20 protein-coding genes are annotated in these 19,297 nt (G+C 60.7%); 8 read left to right on the forward strand and 12 right to left on the reverse strand.

Going from position 1 to position 19,297, the window contains the following annotated elements; all coding sequences use genetic code 11:
- Positions 1-92: 92 nt before the first annotated feature.
- From KI613_RS08450 to KI613_RS08470, 5 genes are all read right to left on the reverse strand, one after another.
- On the reverse strand, positions 93-416 hold the full coding sequence (locus KI613_RS08450) for a DUF2149 domain-containing protein (protein ID WP_226404947.1): 324 nt from the start codon (positions 414-416) through the stop codon (positions 93-95).
- Positions 413-907 carry a MotA/TolQ/ExbB proton channel family protein gene (locus tag KI613_RS08455; RefSeq protein ID WP_226404948.1) on the reverse strand — a complete coding sequence of 165 codons (495 nt, stop codon included), beginning with the start codon at positions 905-907 and terminating at the stop codon, positions 413-415. The genes KI613_RS08450 and KI613_RS08455 overlap by 4 nt, the downstream gene beginning before the upstream one ends.
- Complete coding sequence (locus tag KI613_RS08460) at positions 904-1,848, reverse strand: tetratricopeptide repeat protein (protein ID WP_226404949.1); 945 nt, start codon at positions 1,846-1,848, stop codon at positions 904-906. The genes KI613_RS08455 and KI613_RS08460 overlap by 4 nt, the downstream gene beginning before the upstream one ends.
- A 183-nt stretch (positions 1,849-2,031) precedes the next feature.
- The gene (locus KI613_RS08465; protein WP_226404950.1) at positions 2,032-4,749 is read right to left on the reverse strand and encodes a bifunctional acetate--CoA ligase family protein/GNAT family N-acetyltransferase; all 2,718 of its coding nucleotides are present in this window, start codon (positions 4,747-4,749) and stop codon (positions 2,032-2,034) included.
- A gap of 88 nt (positions 4,750-4,837) precedes the next feature.
- The gene (locus KI613_RS08470) at positions 4,838-5,242 is read right to left on the reverse strand and encodes an OsmC family protein (RefSeq protein WP_226404951.1); all 405 of its coding nucleotides are present in this window, start codon (positions 5,240-5,242) and stop codon (positions 4,838-4,840) included.
- Between KI613_RS08470 and KI613_RS08475 the strand changes: the two genes are divergently transcribed.
- Complete coding sequence (locus KI613_RS08475; protein WP_226404952.1) at positions 5,241-5,780, forward strand: class I SAM-dependent methyltransferase; 540 nt, start codon at positions 5,241-5,243, stop codon at positions 5,778-5,780. The two genes, KI613_RS08470 and KI613_RS08475, sit on opposite strands and share 2 nt — an antisense overlap.
- Here KI613_RS08475 and mnmH read toward each other — a convergent pair.
- Together mnmH and KI613_RS08485 are read right to left on the reverse strand one after the other, a co-directional pair.
- Positions 5,753-6,814, reverse strand: coding sequence for a tRNA 2-selenouridine(34) synthase MnmH (mnmH, locus tag KI613_RS08480; protein WP_226404953.1), 1,062 nt, complete (start codon positions 6,812-6,814; stop codon positions 5,753-5,755). The two genes, KI613_RS08475 and mnmH, sit on opposite strands and share 28 nt — an antisense overlap.
- A 4-nt stretch (positions 6,815-6,818) precedes the next feature.
- The gene (locus KI613_RS08485) at positions 6,819-7,421 is read right to left on the reverse strand and encodes an arylesterase (RefSeq protein ID WP_226404954.1); all 603 of its coding nucleotides are present in this window, start codon (positions 7,419-7,421) and stop codon (positions 6,819-6,821) included.
- Between KI613_RS08485 and KI613_RS08490 the strand changes: the two genes are divergently transcribed.
- Positions 7,420-8,094 (forward strand): ABC transporter ATP-binding protein, encoded by a 675-nt coding sequence (locus KI613_RS08490; RefSeq protein WP_226404955.1) that lies wholly within the window; start codon positions 7,420-7,422, stop codon positions 8,092-8,094. The two genes, KI613_RS08485 and KI613_RS08490, sit on opposite strands and share 2 nt — an antisense overlap.
- Positions 8,095-8,232: 138 nt before the next feature.
- Here the strand turns inward: KI613_RS08490 and KI613_RS08495 are convergent, their stop codons facing one another.
- Positions 8,233-9,015 carry a gamma-glutamyl-gamma-aminobutyrate hydrolase family protein gene (locus tag KI613_RS08495; RefSeq protein WP_226404956.1) on the reverse strand — a complete coding sequence of 261 codons (783 nt, stop codon included), beginning with the start codon at positions 9,013-9,015 and terminating at the stop codon, positions 8,233-8,235.
- A 79-nt stretch (positions 9,016-9,094) separates the two neighbouring features.
- On the opposite strand from KI613_RS08495, the gene KI613_RS08500 reads away from it, so the two are divergent.
- The gene (locus KI613_RS08500; protein WP_226404957.1) at positions 9,095-10,309 is read left to right on the forward strand and encodes a cation:proton antiporter; all 1,215 of its coding nucleotides are present in this window, start codon (positions 9,095-9,097) and stop codon (positions 10,307-10,309) included.
- Positions 10,302-11,453, forward strand: a complete 1,152-nt coding sequence (locus tag KI613_RS08505) for a YbdK family carboxylate-amine ligase (RefSeq protein ID WP_226404958.1) — start codon at positions 10,302-10,304, stop codon at positions 11,451-11,453. The genes KI613_RS08500 and KI613_RS08505 overlap by 8 nt, the downstream gene beginning before the upstream one ends.
- A gap of 65 nt (positions 11,454-11,518) precedes the next feature.
- Here the strand turns inward: KI613_RS08505 and KI613_RS08510 are convergent, their stop codons facing one another.
- Positions 11,519-11,734 carry a hypothetical protein gene (locus KI613_RS08510; RefSeq protein ID WP_226404960.1) on the reverse strand — a complete coding sequence of 72 codons (216 nt, stop codon included), beginning with the start codon at positions 11,732-11,734 and terminating at the stop codon, positions 11,519-11,521.
- Positions 11,735-11,779: 45 nt separating this feature from the next.
- Here KI613_RS08510 and KI613_RS08515 point away from each other — a divergent pair, with 45 nt between their 5' ends.
- The 3 genes from KI613_RS08515 (at position 11,780) to KI613_RS08525 (ending at position 14,977) form a co-directional block, all read left to right on the forward strand.
- On the forward strand, positions 11,780-13,162 hold the full coding sequence (locus KI613_RS08515; protein WP_226404962.1) for a diguanylate cyclase domain-containing protein: 1,383 nt from the start codon (positions 11,780-11,782) through the stop codon (positions 13,160-13,162).
- Between the two features lie 247 nt (positions 13,163-13,409).
- Positions 13,410-13,712, forward strand: coding sequence for a hypothetical protein (locus KI613_RS08520; RefSeq protein WP_226404964.1), 303 nt, complete (start codon positions 13,410-13,412; stop codon positions 13,710-13,712).
- 89 nt (positions 13,713-13,801) lie between these two features.
- Entirely contained in the window at positions 13,802-14,977 is a 1,176-nt protein-coding gene (locus tag KI613_RS08525) for a metallophosphoesterase (protein WP_226404965.1), read from the forward strand.
- Positions 14,978-15,171: 194 nt separating this feature from the next.
- Here the strand turns inward: KI613_RS08525 and KI613_RS08530 are convergent, their stop codons facing one another.
- Positions 15,172-16,647 (reverse strand): methyl-accepting chemotaxis protein, encoded by a 1,476-nt coding sequence (locus KI613_RS08530; protein ID WP_226404967.1) that lies wholly within the window; start codon positions 16,645-16,647, stop codon positions 15,172-15,174.
- A 534-nt stretch (positions 16,648-17,181) separates the two neighbouring features.
- Positions 17,182-17,709: a peroxiredoxin gene (locus KI613_RS08535; RefSeq protein WP_226404969.1), complete on the reverse strand. Its 528-nt coding sequence runs from the start codon at positions 17,707-17,709 to the stop codon at positions 17,182-17,184.
- A 193-nt stretch (positions 17,710-17,902) separates the two neighbouring features.
- Here KI613_RS08535 and KI613_RS08540 point away from each other — a divergent pair, with 193 nt between their 5' ends.
- Positions 17,903-18,565 carry a dihydrofolate reductase family protein gene (locus KI613_RS08540; protein ID WP_226404971.1) on the forward strand — a complete coding sequence of 221 codons (663 nt, stop codon included), beginning with the start codon at positions 17,903-17,905 and terminating at the stop codon, positions 18,563-18,565.
- Between the two features lie 204 nt (positions 18,566-18,769).
- On the opposite strand, the gene KI613_RS08545 is transcribed toward KI613_RS08540, so the two are convergent.
- Complete coding sequence (locus KI613_RS08545; RefSeq protein WP_226404973.1) at positions 18,770-19,297, reverse strand: GNAT family N-acetyltransferase; 528 nt, start codon at positions 19,295-19,297, stop codon at positions 18,770-18,772.

Raw genomic sequence — 19,297 nt, forward strand, 5'->3', positions numbered from 1 at the left:
TCTCCGTAGCTACTTGCAGCCGGGGTTTGTTGTTTTGGCGGGCTGTTCGCCCATTTGAAAAGTTGTTGTGAAGGGCTGCGCGGTGGCGTTGGCTACTCGGGGACAAAGACCAGTGAGCCGTCATTCATGCGGTAGGCGGTGCCGGCGCGTATTCCCTTGTTACCGCCATTCAGGCTCTCGCTGCTGCCATCGGCGCGGAAGCGTTCGATTTTCTGGCCGTCGCGCGTGATGATTTCCATGTCCGGTTGGCCGGCATGGCGAATCACCGTGATCTTGTCGCGGCTGTAGGGATTGAGCGGGTTGCTGGCGACGGTCAGCAACAAGGCGGCAATCAGGACGAGAAAGACATCGATCAGGTTGATTACCGACAACAGCGGGTCGTCGGCTTCCGCGTCATCGCGCAGACGGGATCTCATGCCTGTTTCCCTTCGGCGATTTCCAGCTGCAGCAGTTCGTCGGCATACCAGCGGCGGCGCACATGGGCGATGGCGTAGGTGATGGCGGCGGCGAGCAGAGCGAGGATGACTGACGAGAAGGCGACGGTCAGGCTGTTGGCGACGTCGGCAAGCTGGCCGTCACCCAGTGCGCGCAAGGCTGGGCCCATGGGGATCATGGTGGCGACCAGGCCGAGCATCGGGGTGACGCGGGTGGCGATGCGGATGAACTCAAGGCGGTTCATCGCTTCGGCCTCAACTTCAGCCAGGCTGAGCCGGGGCCTGGCCTGGCGCAGCGAGCGCAACTCGAAGGCGCTGGCGACGCCGGATTTCCGCTGCAGGGCTTGCCAGGCGAAGGCACCCAGCGCGAAGAAGGCGTACAGGAAGAGCAGGGCGATGGCGAGCAGGACCGGGAGAAGGAAGAGCTGGGCGATGCCGTACATCAGCGTGTCGATCGGCAGGTTGAGGTTCATGATGATTTCCCGTCTGAAACATGATGGCGGGGCGCTTTGGCGCGCTGCCGGAGAATTCCGGCAGCGACAGTGAACATCAGCAGCAAAGCCATCCACAGCGACTCGGCAGGCGGGGAGAAAGTGCTGCCTAGTTTGACCGCACTCAGTTTCTGGCCAACGAGATCGCTCGCCGATTCGGCGTTCTCCGTAGGCGGCGAAATATTTTCTTCAGCGAAAAATTTGGCCACCGGATCAATTTTCAAATTTGGCGTTTTTTCCCGGTTGACCGTGGCATCGGCCGCTGTTTCGATGGTCTTGGGAATACTCGCGTTGTCGCCGGTCAGCCCACGAACCAGCGCGCTCGGTGGTGGTGTGCCGGCGCCCATGGCTTTTTGGTCGCGCTCGCCGGTGTGGTAGCCGGTACGCAGGAAATTTCGGGCTTCTTCGCTGCCTTCGGCGGCGGCTGCCTCGAACCACTGGCGGGCCGCCGCCTCGTCACGCGGCACGCCTTTGCCCTGTTGCAGCATGGTCGCGTAATGCATCTTGCCGAGCGGGCCATAGGCCGGGTCGCCGCTGGTCGCGGCGCGGTGCATCAGTTCCGCGGCCGTGGTCAGATCCGCTTTGACCCCGGCGCCGTCTTCGAGCAGCAGCGCCTTCCAGATCATTGCGCCGGCGTAACCGGCAGCGATGCATTTGTCAAAAATCTTGTGGGCGTTTTCGTGGTCGCCGCATTTTTCCAGCAGGTAGCCCTTGGCGCAGGTGACAATGTTGGCCGGTTGCTGGATGGCGTATTCCAGGGTCTGGTCGCCGATTACATTGGCCAGGTCGCTGGGGTCGCCGGGCGTCGCGGCTCCGCCGCAGAATGGATTGCCGGCGAGCGCCGCCTGAGTAGTCGCCATGGTGCCGGAGATCATCAGCACCGTGGCTAGACGGCGCCAGTGTGGGTGGGCGGAGTGTCGCATCGTCATCCTCGTTTGGCCGGTGGCCGGGTTGCCGATCGAATGAATCGGTCAGACAAGCTTATCGAGGCGGATTGCAGCCGGCTTGAGCAAACCCCACGCCATGCCCAGGGCAAATTGCCCGGCAAAAATGCAGACAAAAAAAGGCCGGCACCAGGCCGGCCTTGAAACTGTGCGCTTCGGTAATCAGCCCGTCAGCGGCTTGACGACGCGCTTGACGGCGGTGTCGTCAGGATGCGGATGGATGGTGAAGCCGAGGCTGGTCATCAGGCGGAACATCTTGGAGTTGGTCGACAGGACGTCACCGACCACGGCGCGGTAGCCCTTCATGCGGGCGCATTCGATCAGCGCCGTCATGAGCTTGCGGCCGACGCCGCACTTCTGCCAGTCGTCGCCGACGGCCAGCGCGAACTCGACCGACTCGCCATCCGGATTGACGACGTAGCGTGCGACGCCGATCTGGAGTTCGGGCGGTTCCACGCCGTCGACGTTATCTTCGAGCTCCTGGTTGATGGTGGCGACCAAGGCCATTTCGCGGTCGTAGTCGATCTGCGTGAAGCGGACCAGCATGGTCTGGGTCAGTTCGCGCAGGGTATCCATGAAGCGGTAGTAACGCGATTCGTCGGACATGGCCTTGACGAATGCCTGCTCCATCTCGGCGTCTTCCGGGCGGATCGGGCGGATGGTGACGACCTTGCCGTCGTTCATCTGCCATTCCTGGATCAGGTGCACCGGGTAGGGGTAGATCGACATGTGGGCGTAACGGTCGCCCGAGGCGTTGGCGGCATGGTCGATGACGATGCGGGCATCGGCGGCGATGGCGCCGTTTTCATCGACGATCAGCGGATTGAGGTCGAGTTCCTGGATCCACGGCAGTTCGCAGACCATTTCGGAAATGCACAGCAGCACTTCCTTGAGGGCGGCGCGGTCGACCGGTGGCATATTGTGGAACTGATCGAGGATCAACGAAGCGCGCGTCGAGTCGATCAAATCCTTGGCCAGGAATTCGTTGAGTGGCGGCAGGGCGACCGAGCGGTCGCTGAAAATTTCGACGTCGAAGCCGCCGGCGCCGAAGGTGATGACCGGCCCGAAAATCGGATCGCGGAAGACACCGATCATGACTTCGCGGCCATTCGGACGCGACAGGAAAGGTTCGATCGAAACGCCGTTGATCTTGGCGGTCGGATGCCGCTTCTGCACGGTGTCGATGATGTCGTGATAGGCGTTGCGGACAGCCGGTGCATTGGTGATGTTGAGGCGGACGCCGCCGGCATCGGACTTGTGTGTCAAGTCCGGCGAATCGACCTTCATGGCGATCGGGAAGCCGATTTGCTCGGCCAGCAGCAGCGCCTCGGTCGCCGTGCGGGCGACCATGGTCTGGGCGACCGGCACCTTGAAGGCGCGCAGGATGGCCTTCGATTCCATTTCGGAAAGCACCTTGCGCCGTTCGGCGAGCAGGGCCTCGATCAGCATCTTGGCGCCTTCGGCTTCCGGCCGGCCGTGCTGGCGGGTCGGTTCCGGCGTTTGCAGCAGGAGCTTCTGGTTGCGGTAGTACTTGGAAATATGATGGAACAGTTCGACGGCCGTTTCCGGCATGCGGAAAGCCGGGATGCCGGCGCTTTCAAGCAGGCTACGTGCTTCGCGGACCTGCTCTTCACCCATCCAGCAGCAGATCAGCGAACGGTTGAGCTTGTCGGCAACTTCAATGATGGCCTGGGCGACGGCCAGCGGGTCGGTCATCGCCTGCGGCGAGAGCATGACCAGCGTGCTGTCGACGTTCGGATCGTTCGTGACGGCCAAGATGGTGTCGCGATAGCGCTCCGGTGTCGCATCGCCGCCGATGTCGATCGGGTTGCTGTGCGACCAGTTGGTGGGCAGTGCCTTGTTGAGCACGGCCATCGTTTCGTTGGACAGCTCGGCCAGCGGAATGCCCATGTCGCCGGCCCGGTCGGCCGCCATGGCGCCCGGCCCGCCGCCGTTGGTAATGATGGCGAGGCGGTTGCCCATCGGGCGGAACTTGGAAGCCAGTGCCTTGGCAGCGTAGAAGAGCTGGCCGACGTTTTGCACACGAACCACGCCGGCGCGGCGCACGGCGGCGTCGAAAACGGTGTCGGAAACGGCCGCCATGCCCGAGTGGGTTGCGGCAGCGGCCGAGCCGGCAGCGTGGCGGCCAGCCTTGAGCAGGATGATCGGCTTGATGCGGGCGGCCGAACGCAGGGCGCTCATGAAGCGGCGGGCGTTACGGATGCCTTCGACGTACATCAGGATGTAGTGCGTGCGGCTGTCGTAGATCAGGTAGTCGAGGATTTCGCCGAAATCGACGTCGGCCGTCATGCCGATCGAAATGACCGACGAGAAGCCGACATCGTTGGCCTTGGCCCAGTCAAGCACGGCCGAGCACATGGCGCCGGACTGCGAGACGAGGGCAAGATTGCCCGGCTTGGCGGTGATCTTGGTGAAGGTGGCGTTGAGGCCGAGGTCGGGGCGGATGATGCCCAGACAGTTGGGGCCAAGGATGCGGACGTTGTAGGAACGGGCGATTTCCATGACCTTGCGTTCGAGCGCGGCGCCGATGTGGCCGGCTTCGGAAAAGCCCGAGGCGATGACGATGGCGTTGCGCACGCCCGAGCGGCCGCATTGTTCAATTAGCTGCGGGACAGTCTGCGGGCGGGTGGCGATGACCGCCATTTCGACGCGGGCGCCGATTTCCTCGATGGATTTGTAGGACGGCTGGCCCTGAATCGTGTCGTGCTTGGGGTTGATGGCGTAGAGGCGGCCCTTGTAACCCGAGCTCAAGATATTCTTGAAAATGATGTTGCCGACCGAGTTTTCACGGTCTGATGCACCGATGACTGCAACCGATTTCGGTTCGAAAAGCGAGGTTAAATAGTGCTGTTCCAACATGGCAAACCCCTGGTCAAATTGTTTTTTGTGCAATGCGGAATTTTGGCACAACACCCGTCCATTGTCATTGGGCTTATAGGGTTATTCCCTATGTGGCGAGGGCACTTTCAATGACCAGTGATTGTGACAGGGCGCGGTGTGTCGGGCATTTGTTGGCGATCTCGAGCAGGCGCTGGCGCTGTTCGGTGGTGAGTTCGCCGGCGAGGGTGATGGTGCGCTCTATGCGGTCACGGGAAACGCCGTCGACCTCGATTTTTTCATGGCTCAGCGCGACGCTGATGTGGGTCAGGGCGAGGCCCTTGCGTTCGGCGTACATGCGCAGCGTCATCGAGGTGCAGGCGCCCAGCCCGGCCATGATGAAATCGAAGGGCGCCGGGCCGGCATCGGCACCGCCAACGCTGACCGGCTCGTCGGCGATCAAGTGATGCTGGCCGACGGTGACTGCCTGCTGGTATCTTCCCTTTCCATTTTCTTCGACGACAACACCTGACATGACCAACTCCCGCAATGAATTGCCGCAAATCATACCGCCATCGCCCTGGGTGGCAGCGCATTGCGGGCTGATAGCGCAGGGCGGGCGGGTACTTGATCTGGGTTGCGGCAGTGGGCGCCACGCCCGACTGCTGGCCGGGCTGGGATTTGACGTTGCTGCGGTCGACCGGAATTTTGAGGCAATTTTGAAATTGTCGGATGTGCCGGGAGTCACCGCGACGCAGCTCGATCTGGAAGGCGACGAGTGGCCGCTGGCCGGCCGGGCATTCGACGCCATCGTCGTCACCAATTACCTGTGGCGGCCGCGCCTGCCCGATGTGCTGGCCCTGCTGGCACCCGGCGGCGTGCTGATCTACGAGACTTTCATGCTTGGCAACGAGGCTTACGGCAAGCCGTCGAGCCCGGCTTTTCTGCTCCGGCCTGGCGAGTTGCGGGAAGTTGCGCAAGCCGCCGGCCTGCGTGAAATAGCCTTCGAGGAAGGCTACACCGCCAGCCCGAAGCCGGCCATGCGTCAGGCGATCTGTGCAGTGCGTGAGTGAACGATGGCGGCGGCCAGCCGTTTGATGCCGTCCTCGGACAAATCGTCAGTCGAGAAATTGCCGGAATCCTGAATGCCGGCATAGTTGTGATCCTGCGAGCGCCGGTAGAGCGGGTCGTAATGCAGTTCGAGCAGCTCGCGGACCAGCGTCGGCCAGTCGGCATCGACAATCAGTTGTTGCCAGCGCGCCATCGTTTCGCGGCTTTGCAGCGAACGCAGGACATCGAGGCGCTCACCGAGAAACTCGGGGAGGGTCAGAAAGTAGTCGTAATCCTTGAGCAGGAAGGCGACGCGGGCATCGAGCGTGGCCTCGACGGCGACGCATTCGCCGTTGCGGATGCGGGCGATCATCGCTTCCGGCACGTGCAGGTTGCCGATTTTGCGGCTTTCCGCCTCGACATAGACCGGGCGGGCCGGATCAAGCGCGGCCATGGCCAGCATCAGCGCAGTTTCAAAGCCTTTTTGTGAAGGCTGCGGCGAGTCGGGCAGGACGCCGAGCACCGAGCCCTTGTGATTGGCCAGGTTTTCGAGATCGAGAATCTGTTCGCCGAGCTCGCCAATCGCTTGCAGGATACGCGTTTTGGCATTTCCGGTAGCGCCGCAGACGACAGTAAACCGGAATTGCTGCGGCAAGGCTTCAAGCGTGGCGATGACATGGCTGCGCCAGGCCTTGTAGCCGCCATCGAGTTGTCCGGCCCGCCAGCCAATGGCCTTGAAAATGGTCGTCATCGAACCGCTGCGGTCGCCACCACGCCAGCAGTAGATCAGCGGCTTCCAGGTTTTCGGGCGATCAAGGAAACGTTCTTTTAGGTGTTTGGCGATGTTTTCCGAAACCAGCGCCGCGCCGATCTTCTTTGCCTCGAAAGGCGACACCTGCTTGTAGATCGTGCCGACCTGGATGCGCTGCTCGTTGTCGAGCACCGGGCAGTTGATGGCGCCGGGGATGTGGTCTTCGGCAAATTCGGCCGGGGTACGGACGTCGATGATTTCGTCGTAGGCCGCGAGATCGGCTACGGTGGGGCGGGCAGGCTTCATCCAGCTATTTTAACAGCGGGGCCAGCGTCGGCCAGACGTGGTCGAGGATCAGCGGCTGGGCAGCGGCCAGCGGGTGGAGGTTGTCGGCCTGGAAAAGCTGGGGTTTGGTGTTGAGCGGTTCAAGCAGAAAGTCGACTAGCGGCGCTTTCTTGGCCTGGGCGACGCTTTTGAAACTGCCGAAAAAATCGGTCGCGTACGGCCCGTAGTTGGGCGGCAGGCGCATGCCGGTGAGAACCACTTTGGCGCCGACGGCGCGCGAGGCGTCGACCATGGCGTTGAGGTTGTCGCGCATCTGGGTGAGTGGCAGGCCGCGCAGGCCGTCGTTGGCGCCAAGGGCGATGACGACGATGGCCGGCTTGTGGGTAATCAACGCCTGCGCCAGGCGCGAGCGTCCGCCGGCCGTGGTTTCGCCGGAGATCGACAGGTTGGCAACGCTATAATCCAGGTGCTTTTCGGCCAGACGCTTGTCGAGCAGCGACGGCCAGGCCTGATCGGGCCGGATGCCGTAGCCGGCCGACAGCGAGTCGCCCATGACCAGGATGGTCTTGGCGGCGAGGGCGGGCGTGGTGGTGACGAGCAGGGCGAACAGGAAGAGAGCGAAGCGCATGGCAGGGAAACCGGTGATTGAAGTGTCGGGGCTGGGCAAGACCGTCGATAACGGCGGCGAGCCGCTGACGATTCTGCAGGATATTTCCTTTTCGGTCATGCCGGGTGAAACGGTGGCCATTGTCGGCGCCTCCGGTTCCGGCAAATCGACGCTGCTCGGGCTGCTTGCCGGACTCGATTCGCCGACGGCCGGTGAAGTGCGGCTCGATGATGTTTCGCTCAATTCGCTCGATGAAGACCAGCGCGCCAGGCTGCGCGGCCGCCTGCTCGGCTTCGTCTTCCAGTCCTTCCAGTTGCTGCCCTCGCTCAATGCGCTGGAGAACGTCATGCTGCCGCTGGAACTGGCCGGTTCCAGCAAGTCGAGCGTTGCCGCCGGCGATTGGCTGGAGCGCGTCGGTCTGAGCCACCGCCTCAAGCATTATCCGAAACACCTGTCCGGCGGCGAGCAGCAACGCGTCGCCCTGGCCCGCGCTTTCGCCCCGAATCCGCAACTGGTCCTGGCCGACGAGCCGACCGGCAACCTCGATGCAGCCACCGGCCAGCAGGTCATCGACCTGATGTTCGACCTCAACGCCAGGCAGGGTACGACCTTGCTGCTCGTCACCCACGACGAAGCCATCGCCGCCCGCTGTGGGCGCGTGCTGCGCATTCAGTCGGGGCGGCTGGCTGGCTAGCGCATTTCATTTTTGGCCGTTTTTTCTGGTTGACCGTAGCAATCTTGTCAAAGCCGCAGCTTCTGATGCTTTGAAATCACGCAGGTGGAAAACGAGGCGCCAATCTGCCGCAAGGTGAGTGGCGTTCCGATGTTGGTGCTAGATCCAGTGACCTGAACGGCTGGCCTCAAGAAAACTCTCAAGGAGCGGGAGGCAGTCGAGGACATCCTCGTCGCTGGGACGGCGAAATTCGGGATGCCATTGGAGACCGAGCAAAAAACTTCGTCCCGTCCCGCGAATCGCTTCGATCATGTCGTCGCCAGTGGCGCGCGCCTCAACGGCCAGGTCGCGGCCAAGGGTGCGAATGCCCTGGTGGTGGATGGAGATGACTTTCCGCTGAGGCATGGTTCCCATGAGCTTTTCCAGAAGGCCGCCTGGTTCCAGAACAATGTCGTGGGTGTGCTGGTCGTAACTCTCGGCGAGGTGCTGCGTGGGGCCGGGAATTTGCGACGCGATATCCTGGTAGAGTGATCCGCCCATGGCTACATTGATCAGCTGGGCACCTCGGCAAATTCCCAGAACGGGTTTTCGACTTTCAAGGAACTCGTGCAGTAATTCCATCTCATACATGTCCCTGATTCGATCACCGGCCCATTCCGGACGTATCGCCGGCTCACCGTAAGCCATTGGATTGACATCGGCACCACCCTGCAAGACAAGCCCATCGAGATGCTGGGCATAAGCGCTCAGGCGAACGGCACTTCGATCGAGCATTCCATCTTGTGTAATGGAGGGAACCATGAAAACCACGACACCGCGCGCCATGATCCACTGCGCCACGGATTGCTCCAGGTACTGGAGCGTCTTGCTCTCCATTCCCTTGCCATCTGGCCTGGGATATGACAAACGTGCGGATATGCCGATTTTCAGTGTGCGTTTCATGCCGTCCTCCTCGCTCGAACTGGCGCAGCGTGTTTGGCTCTCCAGCGAGTAGACGAGACCGGGTCAGGATGCGTTCAATATGGATTCAATCGATAAGCCTCTCGCTTTCTTCCTGCCGGCCTGGCCTCTCCCGCTGAGCCCCTTACTGTGGATTGCCTTGGCCGTTGCGGCTGCGGCGCTGGCCGGCGAGTGGGTACGCCGGTATTTCGGCATTCCGCGCATTACCGCTTACCCGGTGGTCGGCATGCTGGCGGCCGCCGTTGCCGGTGACCGTCTGGTCGCCGAACACGACGAATGGCTACGTTGGGGGCTCAACGTGGCACTCGCTATCCTGCTTTTTGAACTGGGTAGCCGCGTCGACCTGCGTTGGCTACGGCACAATCGATGGCTGCTGGTGACCAGCCTCGGCGAGTCGCTTGCCGCTTTTGGCGCCGTTTTTGCGATCAGCCGCTATCTTGGTCTGGCCCAGGTCGATTCCGCGCTACTTGCTGCGATCGGCATGTCCACGTCGCCTGCCGTCATCATGCGGGTCGTCACGGAGAGCAACGCGCAGGGCCAGGTGAGTACCCGGCTGCTCGTACTGACGGCATTGAATACGATTTATTCGGTCGTGACGGTCCATCTGGTCATCGGGGTAATGCACCAGCGTTACAGCGGTGACTGGGTGCTGGCGATTTCGCATCCCCTGTATCTCCTCGGTGCCGGCCTGGTCGTCGGCAAGCTGCTGGCCATGACCGTCGGCCGCCTGCGGCACTGGCTGACCCTGCGTGACGAATACGCCTCGATCATCCTGTTGAGCCTGGTGCTGATGACCATCGGCCTGATCGAAGCCTTGCGCTTGCCGGTAACCCTTTGCATGCTCTTTGCCGGCATCGTGTTGCGCAATGACGAACGCCGCGCCTGGGTGTTTCCGGAGCATTTCGGCTCGGTCGGCGGGGTGCTGGTCGTGCTGCTGTTTCTGGTCGTCGGGATTCAGATCAGGATTGAGCATCTGGTGACCGGTGGCGCGCTGGCCCTGTTGTTGATCGGTGGGCGTATCCTGGCCAAGCTTGGCGGCGTCCTGCTGTTTGCTCGCCCGGCCGGCATCAGCTGGCGCCAGGGGCTGTTGCTCGGCATCGCCCTGTCGCCGGCGGCCGGGCCGGTCATGGTTGCTGCGGCCGATCTCGGGCAGTTGTATCCCCAGTTGCAGGGCACCTTGATGCCGGTTGCCATGAGCGCCGCGGCAATCATGGAGCTGGCCGGCCCGATCATCGTGGCGCTTTGCCTCAAATGGAGCGGAGAACGTCGTGAATAACGAGATCGAAAACGAACTGCCCGAGTTTTCGAAATCGGACGCGCTGACCCTCGGCATCGAACTGGAATTGCAGATTATCGGCGGCCAGGACTACAACCTGATCGGTGCCGCCCCCGACCTGCTGCGTGAAATGAAGGGGCGCGTACATCCCGGCGATGTCAAACCGGAGATTACGGATTCGATGATCGAGTTATCAACCGACATCTGTCGCGACTACAAGGATGCTTTGACCCAGTTGCGCAGCATTCGCAACGAGTTGGTCCATCAGGCCGACCGCCTCGGTATCGGGCTGTCGGGCGGCGGTACCCACCCCTTTCAACACTGGGGCAAACAGGCCATTTTCGATGCGCCGCGCTTCCATCTTTTGTCGCAACTCTACGGTTATCTGGCCAAGCAATTCACCATCTTCGGCCAGCATGTCCATATCGGCTGCGCCTGTCCGGATCGCGCGCTCTGGCTGCTGCATGCCTTTAATCGCTACATTCCCCATCTCATCGCGCTGTCGGCCTCTTCGCCTTTCGTCCAGGGAATCGACACCGGATTCCAGTCGGCCCGGCTGAATTCGGTCTTTGCCTTCCCGCTGAGTGGCAGGGCGCCTTTCGTCTTGAGCTGGGATGACTTCAATACCTATTACCGCAAGATGATCGCTACCGGTGTCGTCAAGAGCATGAAGGATTTTTACTGGGACATCCGGCCAAAACCCGAATTTGGCACCATTGAATTGCGCGTCATGGACACCCCACGGACAGTCGAGCGGGCCGCGCAGATCGCGGCCTATGCCCAGGCCCTGGCGCGCTACCTGCTCGAAGAAAGGCCGACCGAGCCGCGCGAAGACGACTATCTGGTTTACACCTTCAACCGGTTTCAAGCCTGCCGCTTCGGATACGACGGCACGCTGGTCATTCCCGGCTCCGCCGAGCAACGCAATATTGGCGATGACATCATTCGCACCATGGCGGTCATCGAGGTACATGCCTACGATCTGGGGGCAACCGAAGCACTCAATCTGCTGCGTACCGAGGTTCTGCAATCGCGGAACGGGGCCAGCGAGATACGCGCGAGCTATGCCAGCGAAGGCGCACTGGAGGAAGTGGTACGTCAATCCAGCGAACTGTGGGCCGGGCGCCTTGAGCCGCTCAGCTAAGGAATTCAGCAACTTTCGAGAATAGGGCAATGCCAAAACAAAGTACCAATTCCGGAAGCGCGAATTCAGTATTCAAAATTCTTGATTCGGCTGACCGGGGCTATGTCACAAAGGCTGATACCAAGGCGTTGGCAGGCTTTGCCACGTTTTTTGAGCGGCTGGATACAAAGCAAACCGGCAAGCTGGATGGCGTCTTGTTCAGAAAAGCCTGGCGTGAGTATTTGCTGGCGCCGGAGCTTGATGACTACCAGCGTTTGAAGAACGAATTGATCCTGTGCCAAAAGAAAAACTCTTTCCTGAAAAGGTGCCTGCGACAGGCGAATGGCGTGTTGTCCAACGGCGCCAGCGCTGATGCCCGCGCATCGAACAGCGCTCCGGCCGGGCCAGCGCCGCAGGCCGAGCCGGCGCGCCGTGAGCACCTCTTGCGACGCCAGGCAGAAGCCGAGAAATCCAGGCTGGAAGGGGTGCTGGAGAGTGTTGGCGATGTGGTCGTGAACGTTTCCGGCAGCGGCCGGATTACCTACTTGAACCGACTGGGGCCGCAACGGGGAAAACGCCCAAAGGACGAGTTGATCGGCCGGGATTTGACCGCCATCTTTCCTGGAGAAGTCGGCCGCATGGTCCAGGAGAGCCTGTTGCGGACTTCCCGGGGCAAGGCGCCAGACCGCTTCGAATACTTCAGCAAGGTTCATTCTTGCTGGTTCGAGACGCGAATTTTTCCGACGGCCGATGGCGCCGTGATCATCTCGGCCGACATTTCGCGACGGAAACAGGTCGAGCGACGACTGCGTGAAGCCCTGGAGCGTTTTCGGACGGCGAGCGAGATGGCCATGCTGGGGTTCTGGGAATGGCAGCTGGCGAACGACACGGTCTATTTTTCGCCGGAATGGAAAAAGCAGCTGGGTTATGCCGACACCGAATTGCCCAACCGTATCGAGGAGTGGAAAAATCGCCTGCACCCGGACGACAGGGAATTTGTGCTGCAGCAGGTGGCAAGATCAGGCAAGCAGCGTTCCGCCGATTTCGAAATCGAGTACCGGCTGGCGCACAAGGATGGTGGATATCGCTGGATCAATGCCCGCTGGATGGCCTTGTCCGACGATGCGGGAAGCGGCCTCAGGTTCGTCGTGACCCATCTTGACGTGACCAGTGTCAAGGAGGAGGCAGAGCATCTCGATTATGTGGCCAGCCATGACTTATTGACCGGTTTGCCTAACCGGGCGCTCCTGCAGGAATTTGCCGAACATGTGACGAACAGTGCCCGCCGCCAGCACGGGAAGGTCGCGGTCATGTTTCTCGACCTGGATCGTTTCAAGGCAGTCAACGATACCTATGGGCACAAGGCAGGGGATCGCGTCCTCCAGGAAGCGGCGCAGCGCATAGCCCGCAGCTTGCGGGCCGAAGATCTGGTCGGTCGGCTTGGCGGCGATGAATTCGTTGCCGTCCTCAGCGAAATTGGCGGATTTCAGGATGCCACCCGGGCCGCGACGAAATGTCTTGAAGCGCTGAGCCAACCGTTTGCGCTGGGCAAGCGCAAGGTGACGGTTTTGCCCAGCATAGGCATTAGCATCTTTCCTGACGACGGAGATTCGATAGAAAAGCTGATTCACAACGCCGACGTCGCAATGTATGAAGCCAAGCGTAGCGGCGGCGGGAAATTCTGCTTCTTTGCCCAGGCTGCGACGCCAGGCAAGCTCTCGCCTCATTGACGAGGCCCGCAGAGTTTTGATGGCTGTATCCGCTGAGTCAGGCGAGCACTTCAGAGCCGAGGAAATCCGCAGCGTCAAAGCTAATTCGCCTTCATTTCCAACGTTGAATAGTTGATGCGGATAGATGCATGACCGTTCTGGCCGACCTTGAGATGGTCGCTTTGCAACAATGAGTTACTTATTGCTACAGAACTTCAAGTTCTCGGATGGTATCTATTAACCAGGTATCAACGAAAGGAAATTTGGCATGAAGCATTTACTTGCCGCCGTTGTCTGCTGCTTCTGCATGGTTGGTCTTGCGCTCTCCGATGACGGCTTAATCGATAAAACTCAATCTGCCGTCGAACACGGTGCCGAGGCGACAGCCCACGGCATTAAGCGTGGCGTTGAGGCTGCTGGCCACGGAGTGAAACGCGGTGCGGAGGCAACCCGTCATGGAATTGAAGTCGGGCTATCCGCCGCGGGTAGAGGCATCAGGCGTGGGGCCGAAGCTACTGGTCACGCCTTACACAAGGTGGCAGAAAAAGTCAGTCCGTCGTCTGGTAGCTGAGTCGAATTATTGGCTTGCCGATTAGCCAAAGGGCAACTGCGGTTCTTCGAGCCATGCCGAGGAACCTGATCAAAAGCGAAAGTACCCTAATGTCCATGACCCAAGCAGTGCATCGACCGTCGACCAGCCATCAGACCCTGCCGGGCCGCTTGCGCCGCGCCCTCTGGCGTATTCTGCCGATCATCGGCGGCCTGCATGCCTATATCGGCTGGCGTCTGCTGCCCGCCCTCGATCTCAGCACTGCTGGCTTGGTCCTGGCGATCAGCGGACTGGCGATTTCAACCTGTTTGGTGCCGCTTGGCCTGCTGGCACGCTTCGTAGTTGTCCGCCAGGCGCTGGCCGACCGGCTTGGCTGGCTGGGTAGCTTGGCGATGGGGCTGTTTTCCTCGGTGCTGGTGTTAACCGTGCTCCGCGACGTCGTTCTTCTGCTTGCCGACGCGCCATCCCTGAGCAAGCCGACGGCCATTGCCGTGCTGGTCCTGGCCAGCCTGTTTACGCTGGTTGGCTACATCAATGCGCGCCGAGTGGCTCGTGTTGTGCGAGTGGATATTCCGCTGGCCAAGCTGCCGAAGGAGCTTGAGGGATTTACCATCGTCCAGCTCAGCGACATCCATGTCGGGCCGACGATCAAGCGCGCATACGTCCAGGCCATTGTCGACCGGGTCAATCTGCTCGATGCTGATCTGGTCGCCATTACCGGTGACGTGGTCGATGGCAGTGTCGAGCAGTTGCGGGCCCATACCGCGCCGCTTGGCGGACTGCGTAACCGGCATGGCAGTTACGTGGTGAGTGGCAACCACGAGTACTACTCCGGCGCCGCAGCCTGGATGCGTGAGTTCGAGCGTATTGGACTGCGTGGTTTGGACAACCGCCACGTCGTTATCACCCACTGCGGCGCCCAATTCGTATTGGCCGGGGTGAGCGATTTTTCGGCCGCTGCCTTCGATGTCGCCCAGACCAGCGATCCGGATGCTGCGCTGGCCGGCAGTCCGCCCGATCTGCTGCGCATCCTCCTCGCTCACCAGCCCCGATCGGCTAGCGCCGCCGAGGCCGCCGGCTTCGACTTGCAGCTTTCCGGCCACACCCATGGTGGACAATTCTGGCCATGGAACCACTTCGTGCGGTTGCAGCAACCCTTTACCGCTGGCTTGAGGCGGCTCGGTCAGCTGACGGTCTATATCAGTCGAGGCACCGGCTACTGGGGACCACCCAAACGCTTCGGTGCTCCGTCTGAAATTACCTTGCTGCGCCTGATCTCCGCATAACTGAACAAATTGGAAACGGAAGCGTAAACCGCTTTCGTTTTGCATTACGCCCGCCTTTAAATCTTGAGAGCGGCCATTGCTGCCATAGCCAGCTTGGAAAACCAATGTTCAGGTACGTTTGAGCTCAGCCGCAAGGCGCAGGGCAAGGCACGCTAGGACAAAACCCATGAAGTACACTTTGCGCGGCCAGCCAGTTAGACCTTGAACGACCCCACCGACATCTTGAGTCGCTCAGCCAACTGATTCAGCCCGCGCGAAGCATTCAGGCTGACCGCCAGACTGGCCGAGGTCGCTTCGAGGCCGGAGGTGATTTCTTCCATGTTGCGCGCAATGTCGTTGCTGGCTGCAGCCTGTTCCTTCACCGACAGGCTGATCTCGTCGACGCCCAGACTCGCCGCCTCGACGCGTGCGATGGTCGTTTGCAGGGCGGAAAGCGTATTGGCCATGTTTTCCTGGCTGTGCTGCAAGGTATTGACGCCGCGATCGACCGATTTGGCCACCGACTGCGAGTTGTCGGCCAGCAGCTTGGTCAGGTTTTCAATATCGGCGCCTGAGCGGCCTGACTGTTCGGCCAGTTTGCGCACCTCATCGGCCACCACCGCGAAGCCCCGGCCAGACTCGCCGGCCCGCGCCGCCTCGATTGCCGCGTTGAGCGCCAGCAGGTTGGTCTGTTCGGCAATCGCCTTGACCTGCTGGGTCAAGGCGGAAATTGAACCGGTGTTGCGCATGAATGCTTCCGTCGTCTTCCGGATGTCTTCAACTGCACCCTGAATTTCCTCGATGTTGGCGCGGAACAGCCCCATGTTCCGCCAGCCATCGCGGCTTACCGCCAGACTCTCGTCCGATAGCTGGCGGACCTCGTCGGCCCGATCGGCGACCGAAGCGATGCTCGTCGCCAGCTCTTCGATGGTGCTTGAAATGGCGGCGACCGCATCGCTCTGGTAACGAACCTTGTCGGAACCCGCTTCCGACTGCTGGCGGACCGTACTGGCGCTCTCGGCGATCAGACTCGAATCCTGCCGGGCATCGTTCACCAGCCGCGACAGGCTCTCGTTCATGTTGTGCAGCGCGTTCATCAGCGCCGCCACCTCGTCGCGCCCGACCACTTCCATCTGCCCGGTCAGATCGCCCGAGGCGACCCGTTGAGCTGCCTCGATGGCGATGGCCAGCGGGCCCAGGGTACGTCGGCGCATGGCAAAGGCGGTCGCCACCAAAAGCAGGGAACAGAAGGCCGAAACCGCAAAAACGGAAATCTTGATGAAGTTCGCCGCATCGGCCGTCAGCGGGGCGAAGGCCATCGAGTTGGCCATCATTGCGTCCATTCCCGGGCGTAGCTGCTGCGCCAGTTCCACCGGCATGGCGCCGCTTTGGGTAGGGAAAGGCGCGAGAATCGCCAGCATGCCATCAACGTCGGCAACGTCCTTTTGCGGCAGGTCGATCAGCGGCCCAAAGCCCAGCAAGCGCAGCAATTGCTGCTCAAAACCGAAGACCTCGTTGTCGGCCCGAACCGCCAGCTGGCGCGCCTCTCTCAGTTGCCCGGAAATCGCGTCAATATGCGTATCGCCAGCGTTTCTCGCTGCCTGTTCGACGCGGCTCAGGGCAGCGTCGAGGCGCAGCGCCAGTTCCATATGATTGCGTTCGAGAAAGTGAAAGGTCGCCGCTTTTCCCATCAGCCGGACGCCGTACATTGTCACCAGGGCGACGAGGATCGCCGTGCCAATCGCAATGGAAAACCGCTGCTTAAGCGACCACCGTCCCTCACCAAAAATTCCCCCACTGCTGCTACCGACCAACACCGTCCCCTTTGATGAATTAACCGAAATGATGAATTCCGCTCTGCAACCTGAGGCAAGGTCAGGCTGGCCTGCCCCCGTCTTGCCGAACACCTCTTTCGGCATCTCGTGCCGGGCACACCGAACACAAGCAAAAGGGTGACTCGCCAGCGGCTCAAACGCTTGCCGGGAGGTTAGACAAGCGCGTCCAGGCTGCCTATTAGACTTTGGTTTAGATAGTAGGCAGAGTTAAATCCGCTCATTGGGGGGGCTGACCTGGGCATTGTTTTTACGTTTTACGTTGTAAACCCGGTTAAACCGTAGCAATGCTTGAAGTTTCCGGGGCGGGAGGCAGTCAAATTGGCTGTTCAAGAGTCCCGCAAATTCCGTATCCAATCCGCCGTCAAGTGGCGCTTCGACGTCCATTCAAGGCTATTTTGCAGCCAGGAATTTTAAGTCGGCGATAACTTCGCCGACATGCTTTCCCGCATCTACCTGCAGGTATGTCTTGGCGACCATGCCCTCTGGATCAATGAGAAAAGTGTAGCGTTTGGCGAACTTGATCACTCCCCAGTTGGAATAGGCGCCAAAGCTCTGCGAAACCTTTCCGCTCTGATCAGAAAGAAGCGGGAATGGAAGGCGCTTTTCCTCGGCAAAGTCCCGGTGGGAACTTTCCGTATCGACGCTGACGCCAACCACCTGGGCGTTCAACTCCATAAACTGCGGCTGGTTGTCCCGGAAGTTGATCGCTTCTGTCGTACAGCCCGGTGTGTTGTCCTTGGGATAAAAATAGAGCACGACCCATTTCCCCCTCCACTCGGCGAGGGATCTCGACTTCCCATTCCCGTCGGGCAAGACGAATGCCGGTGCTACTGAACCCGGCTGAGGAGGCGCCTCGGCATAGGCGGCACCTGATAGCAAGATGGTGGCCCAGACAAGCCAATGCCAGTGCTTGTTCATCTCTTCAATCCTCCGTTCACTGTTGGGAAACCATATTCGGTGGACAGATTTGTTGGTGAAGAATTCAGGAGGAATGCCGAAGAGGGCGTTTGCCCAGGATGTTTGCAGCTGTATGCCAGAATATTTCGCATAATTCCGGTAAATCACGCAGATTTGCTGTCGACATCACAAAGCGTCTAAACGGAGGCACAAGATGACACGAGTTCGCGTTGAAGGCTTCACCATCTCGCTCGACGGATACGGAGCAGGTCCGAATCAAGACATCAACAATCCGCTCGGCGTTGGCGGGACGGAACTGCACCAGTGGCTATTCCCAACACGCACGTTACAGCGTGCCTTGTTCGGCAAGGACGATGGGACGACCGGGGTTGACGATGATTTCGCCGCCCGTGGCTTTCAGAATGTCGGGGCCTGGATTCTTGGTAGGAACATGTTCGGACCCATTCGTGGGGACTGGCCGGACGCAGACTGGAAAGGCTGGTGGGGAGACAATCCACCGTATCACGTTCCAGTCTTCATCCTGACCCATCATGCTCGTGCCCCCATCGAGATGGAAGGCGGCACGACGTTCCACTTCATAACTGGAGACATTCGCGAGGCCCTCGGCCGTGCACGCGAGGCCGCGGCCGGAATGGACGTGCGGATCGGCGGTGGGCCGAACACAATCCAGCAGTATCTTCGGGAGGGCCTCATTGATGAACTGCACATTGCGATCGCGCCGGTCCTGCTTGGCCGGGGAGAGTCGCTGTTCGCAGGAGTTGACTTGCGGGCTCTGGGCTACGAATGCGTTGAATTCGTAGCGTCGGAGAAGGCCACGCATGTCGTTCTACGGCGCCAAGGGCGCACGGACGCCTAAGCACTCGCTGAAGGCCGACGTCCTTGACGGGCAGCGGCCTTGGCTCGTTGGCATGCAAGGGCAGATAAGCAACCCACTATGTGCCCATCGCGACCCATTGCGCGGGGCTTTTGCGGATTCAATCGGGATACCTGGCTGGCCAGCAAATTTCAATTTTGGCCGTTTTTTCCGGTTGACCGTAGCAAGCCCGGCTGACCGTGTTTTTTACAGCGCACGCACCGCGTGCATCATGCCCGGATCGTCGGCGTCGCGGCGGACGTCGAAGCCGAGCTGGCGGGCGAACTTGATCATCTTGTCGTTGGAGGCAAGGATGAAGGCTTCCATCTTTTTCATGCCGCGCGCCCGGGCGGCGTCGATCAAGGTCAGCATCAGGATGCCGGCGACACCGCTGCCGTGCCAGGCATCGTCGATGGCGATGGCGAACTCGCAATCGTCGCCGTTCGGATTGGCGACGTAGCGCGCCACGCCGATCTCGACGTCCTGCCCGTCGCGCTGGATGATCGCGACCAGCGCCAGGTGGCGGACGTAGTCGATCTCGGTCAGATACTTGAGCTTGCCGGGCGGCAGTTCGTTCAAGGTGGACATGAAGCGCTTGTAGCGCGAGTCGGCGGAAAGATGGTGGACGAAATCCTGTTCCATCGGCTTGTCATCGGCGCGGATGGGTCGGATGGTGACCGGGCTGCCGTCGAACAGGAAGCGGTTGCGGACGAGTTCGGCGGGATAGTCGGCCAC

This window comes from Ferribacterium limneticum (assembly GCF_020510585.1).
In the GTDB taxonomy this organism is placed as follows: Bacteria; Pseudomonadota; Gammaproteobacteria; order Burkholderiales; family Rhodocyclaceae; genus Azonexus.

Bases quoted from the DNA above. Each gene is read 5' to 3' on its own strand.
- KI613_RS08450 (WP_226404947.1), bottom strand. From the start codon at position 416: ATGAGATCCCGTCTGCGCGATGACGCGGAAGCCGACGACCCGCTGTTG.
- KI613_RS08485 (WP_226404954.1), bottom strand. From the start codon at position 7,421: ATGCGCTTCGCTCTCTTCCTGTTCGCCCTGCTCGTCACCACCACGCCC.
- mnmH (WP_226404953.1), bottom strand. From the start codon at position 6,814: ATGAAGCCTGCCCGCCCCACCGTAGCCGATCTCGCGGCCTACGACGAA.
- KI613_RS08490 (WP_226404955.1), top strand. From the start codon at position 7,420: ATGGCAGGGAAACCGGTGATTGAAGTGTCGGGGCTGGGCAAGACCGTC.
- KI613_RS08530 (WP_226404967.1), bottom strand. From the start codon at position 16,647: ATGGGAAAAGCGGCGACCTTTCACTTTCTCGAACGCAATCATATGGAA.
- KI613_RS08475 (WP_226404952.1), top strand. From the start codon at position 5,241: ATGACCAACTCCCGCAATGAATTGCCGCAAATCATACCGCCATCGCCC.
- KI613_RS08535 (WP_226404969.1), bottom strand. From the start codon at position 17,709: ATGAACAAGCACTGGCATTGGCTTGTCTGGGCCACCATCTTGCTATCA.
- KI613_RS08460 (WP_226404949.1), bottom strand. From the start codon at position 1,848: ATGCGACACTCCGCCCACCCACACTGGCGCCGTCTAGCCACGGTGCTG.
- KI613_RS08470 (WP_226404951.1), bottom strand. From the start codon at position 5,242: ATGTCAGGTGTTGTCGTCGAAGAAAATGGAAAGGGAAGATACCAGCAG.
- KI613_RS08520 (WP_226404964.1), top strand. From the start codon at position 13,410: ATGAAGCATTTACTTGCCGCCGTTGTCTGCTGCTTCTGCATGGTTGGT.
- KI613_RS08455 (WP_226404948.1), bottom strand. From the start codon at position 907: ATGAACCTCAACCTGCCGATCGACACGCTGATGTACGGCATCGCCCAG.
- KI613_RS08465 (WP_226404950.1), bottom strand. From the start codon at position 4,749: ATGTTGGAACAGCACTATTTAACCTCGCTTTTCGAACCGAAATCGGTT.
- KI613_RS08495 (WP_226404956.1), bottom strand. From the start codon at position 9,015: ATGAAACGCACACTGAAAATCGGCATATCCGCACGTTTGTCATATCCC.
- KI613_RS08540 (WP_226404971.1), top strand. From the start codon at position 17,903: ATGACACGAGTTCGCGTTGAAGGCTTCACCATCTCGCTCGACGGATAC.
- KI613_RS08500 (WP_226404957.1), top strand. From the start codon at position 9,095: ATGGATTCAATCGATAAGCCTCTCGCTTTCTTCCTGCCGGCCTGGCCT.
- KI613_RS08525 (WP_226404965.1), top strand. From the start codon at position 13,802: ATGTCCATGACCCAAGCAGTGCATCGACCGTCGACCAGCCATCAGACC.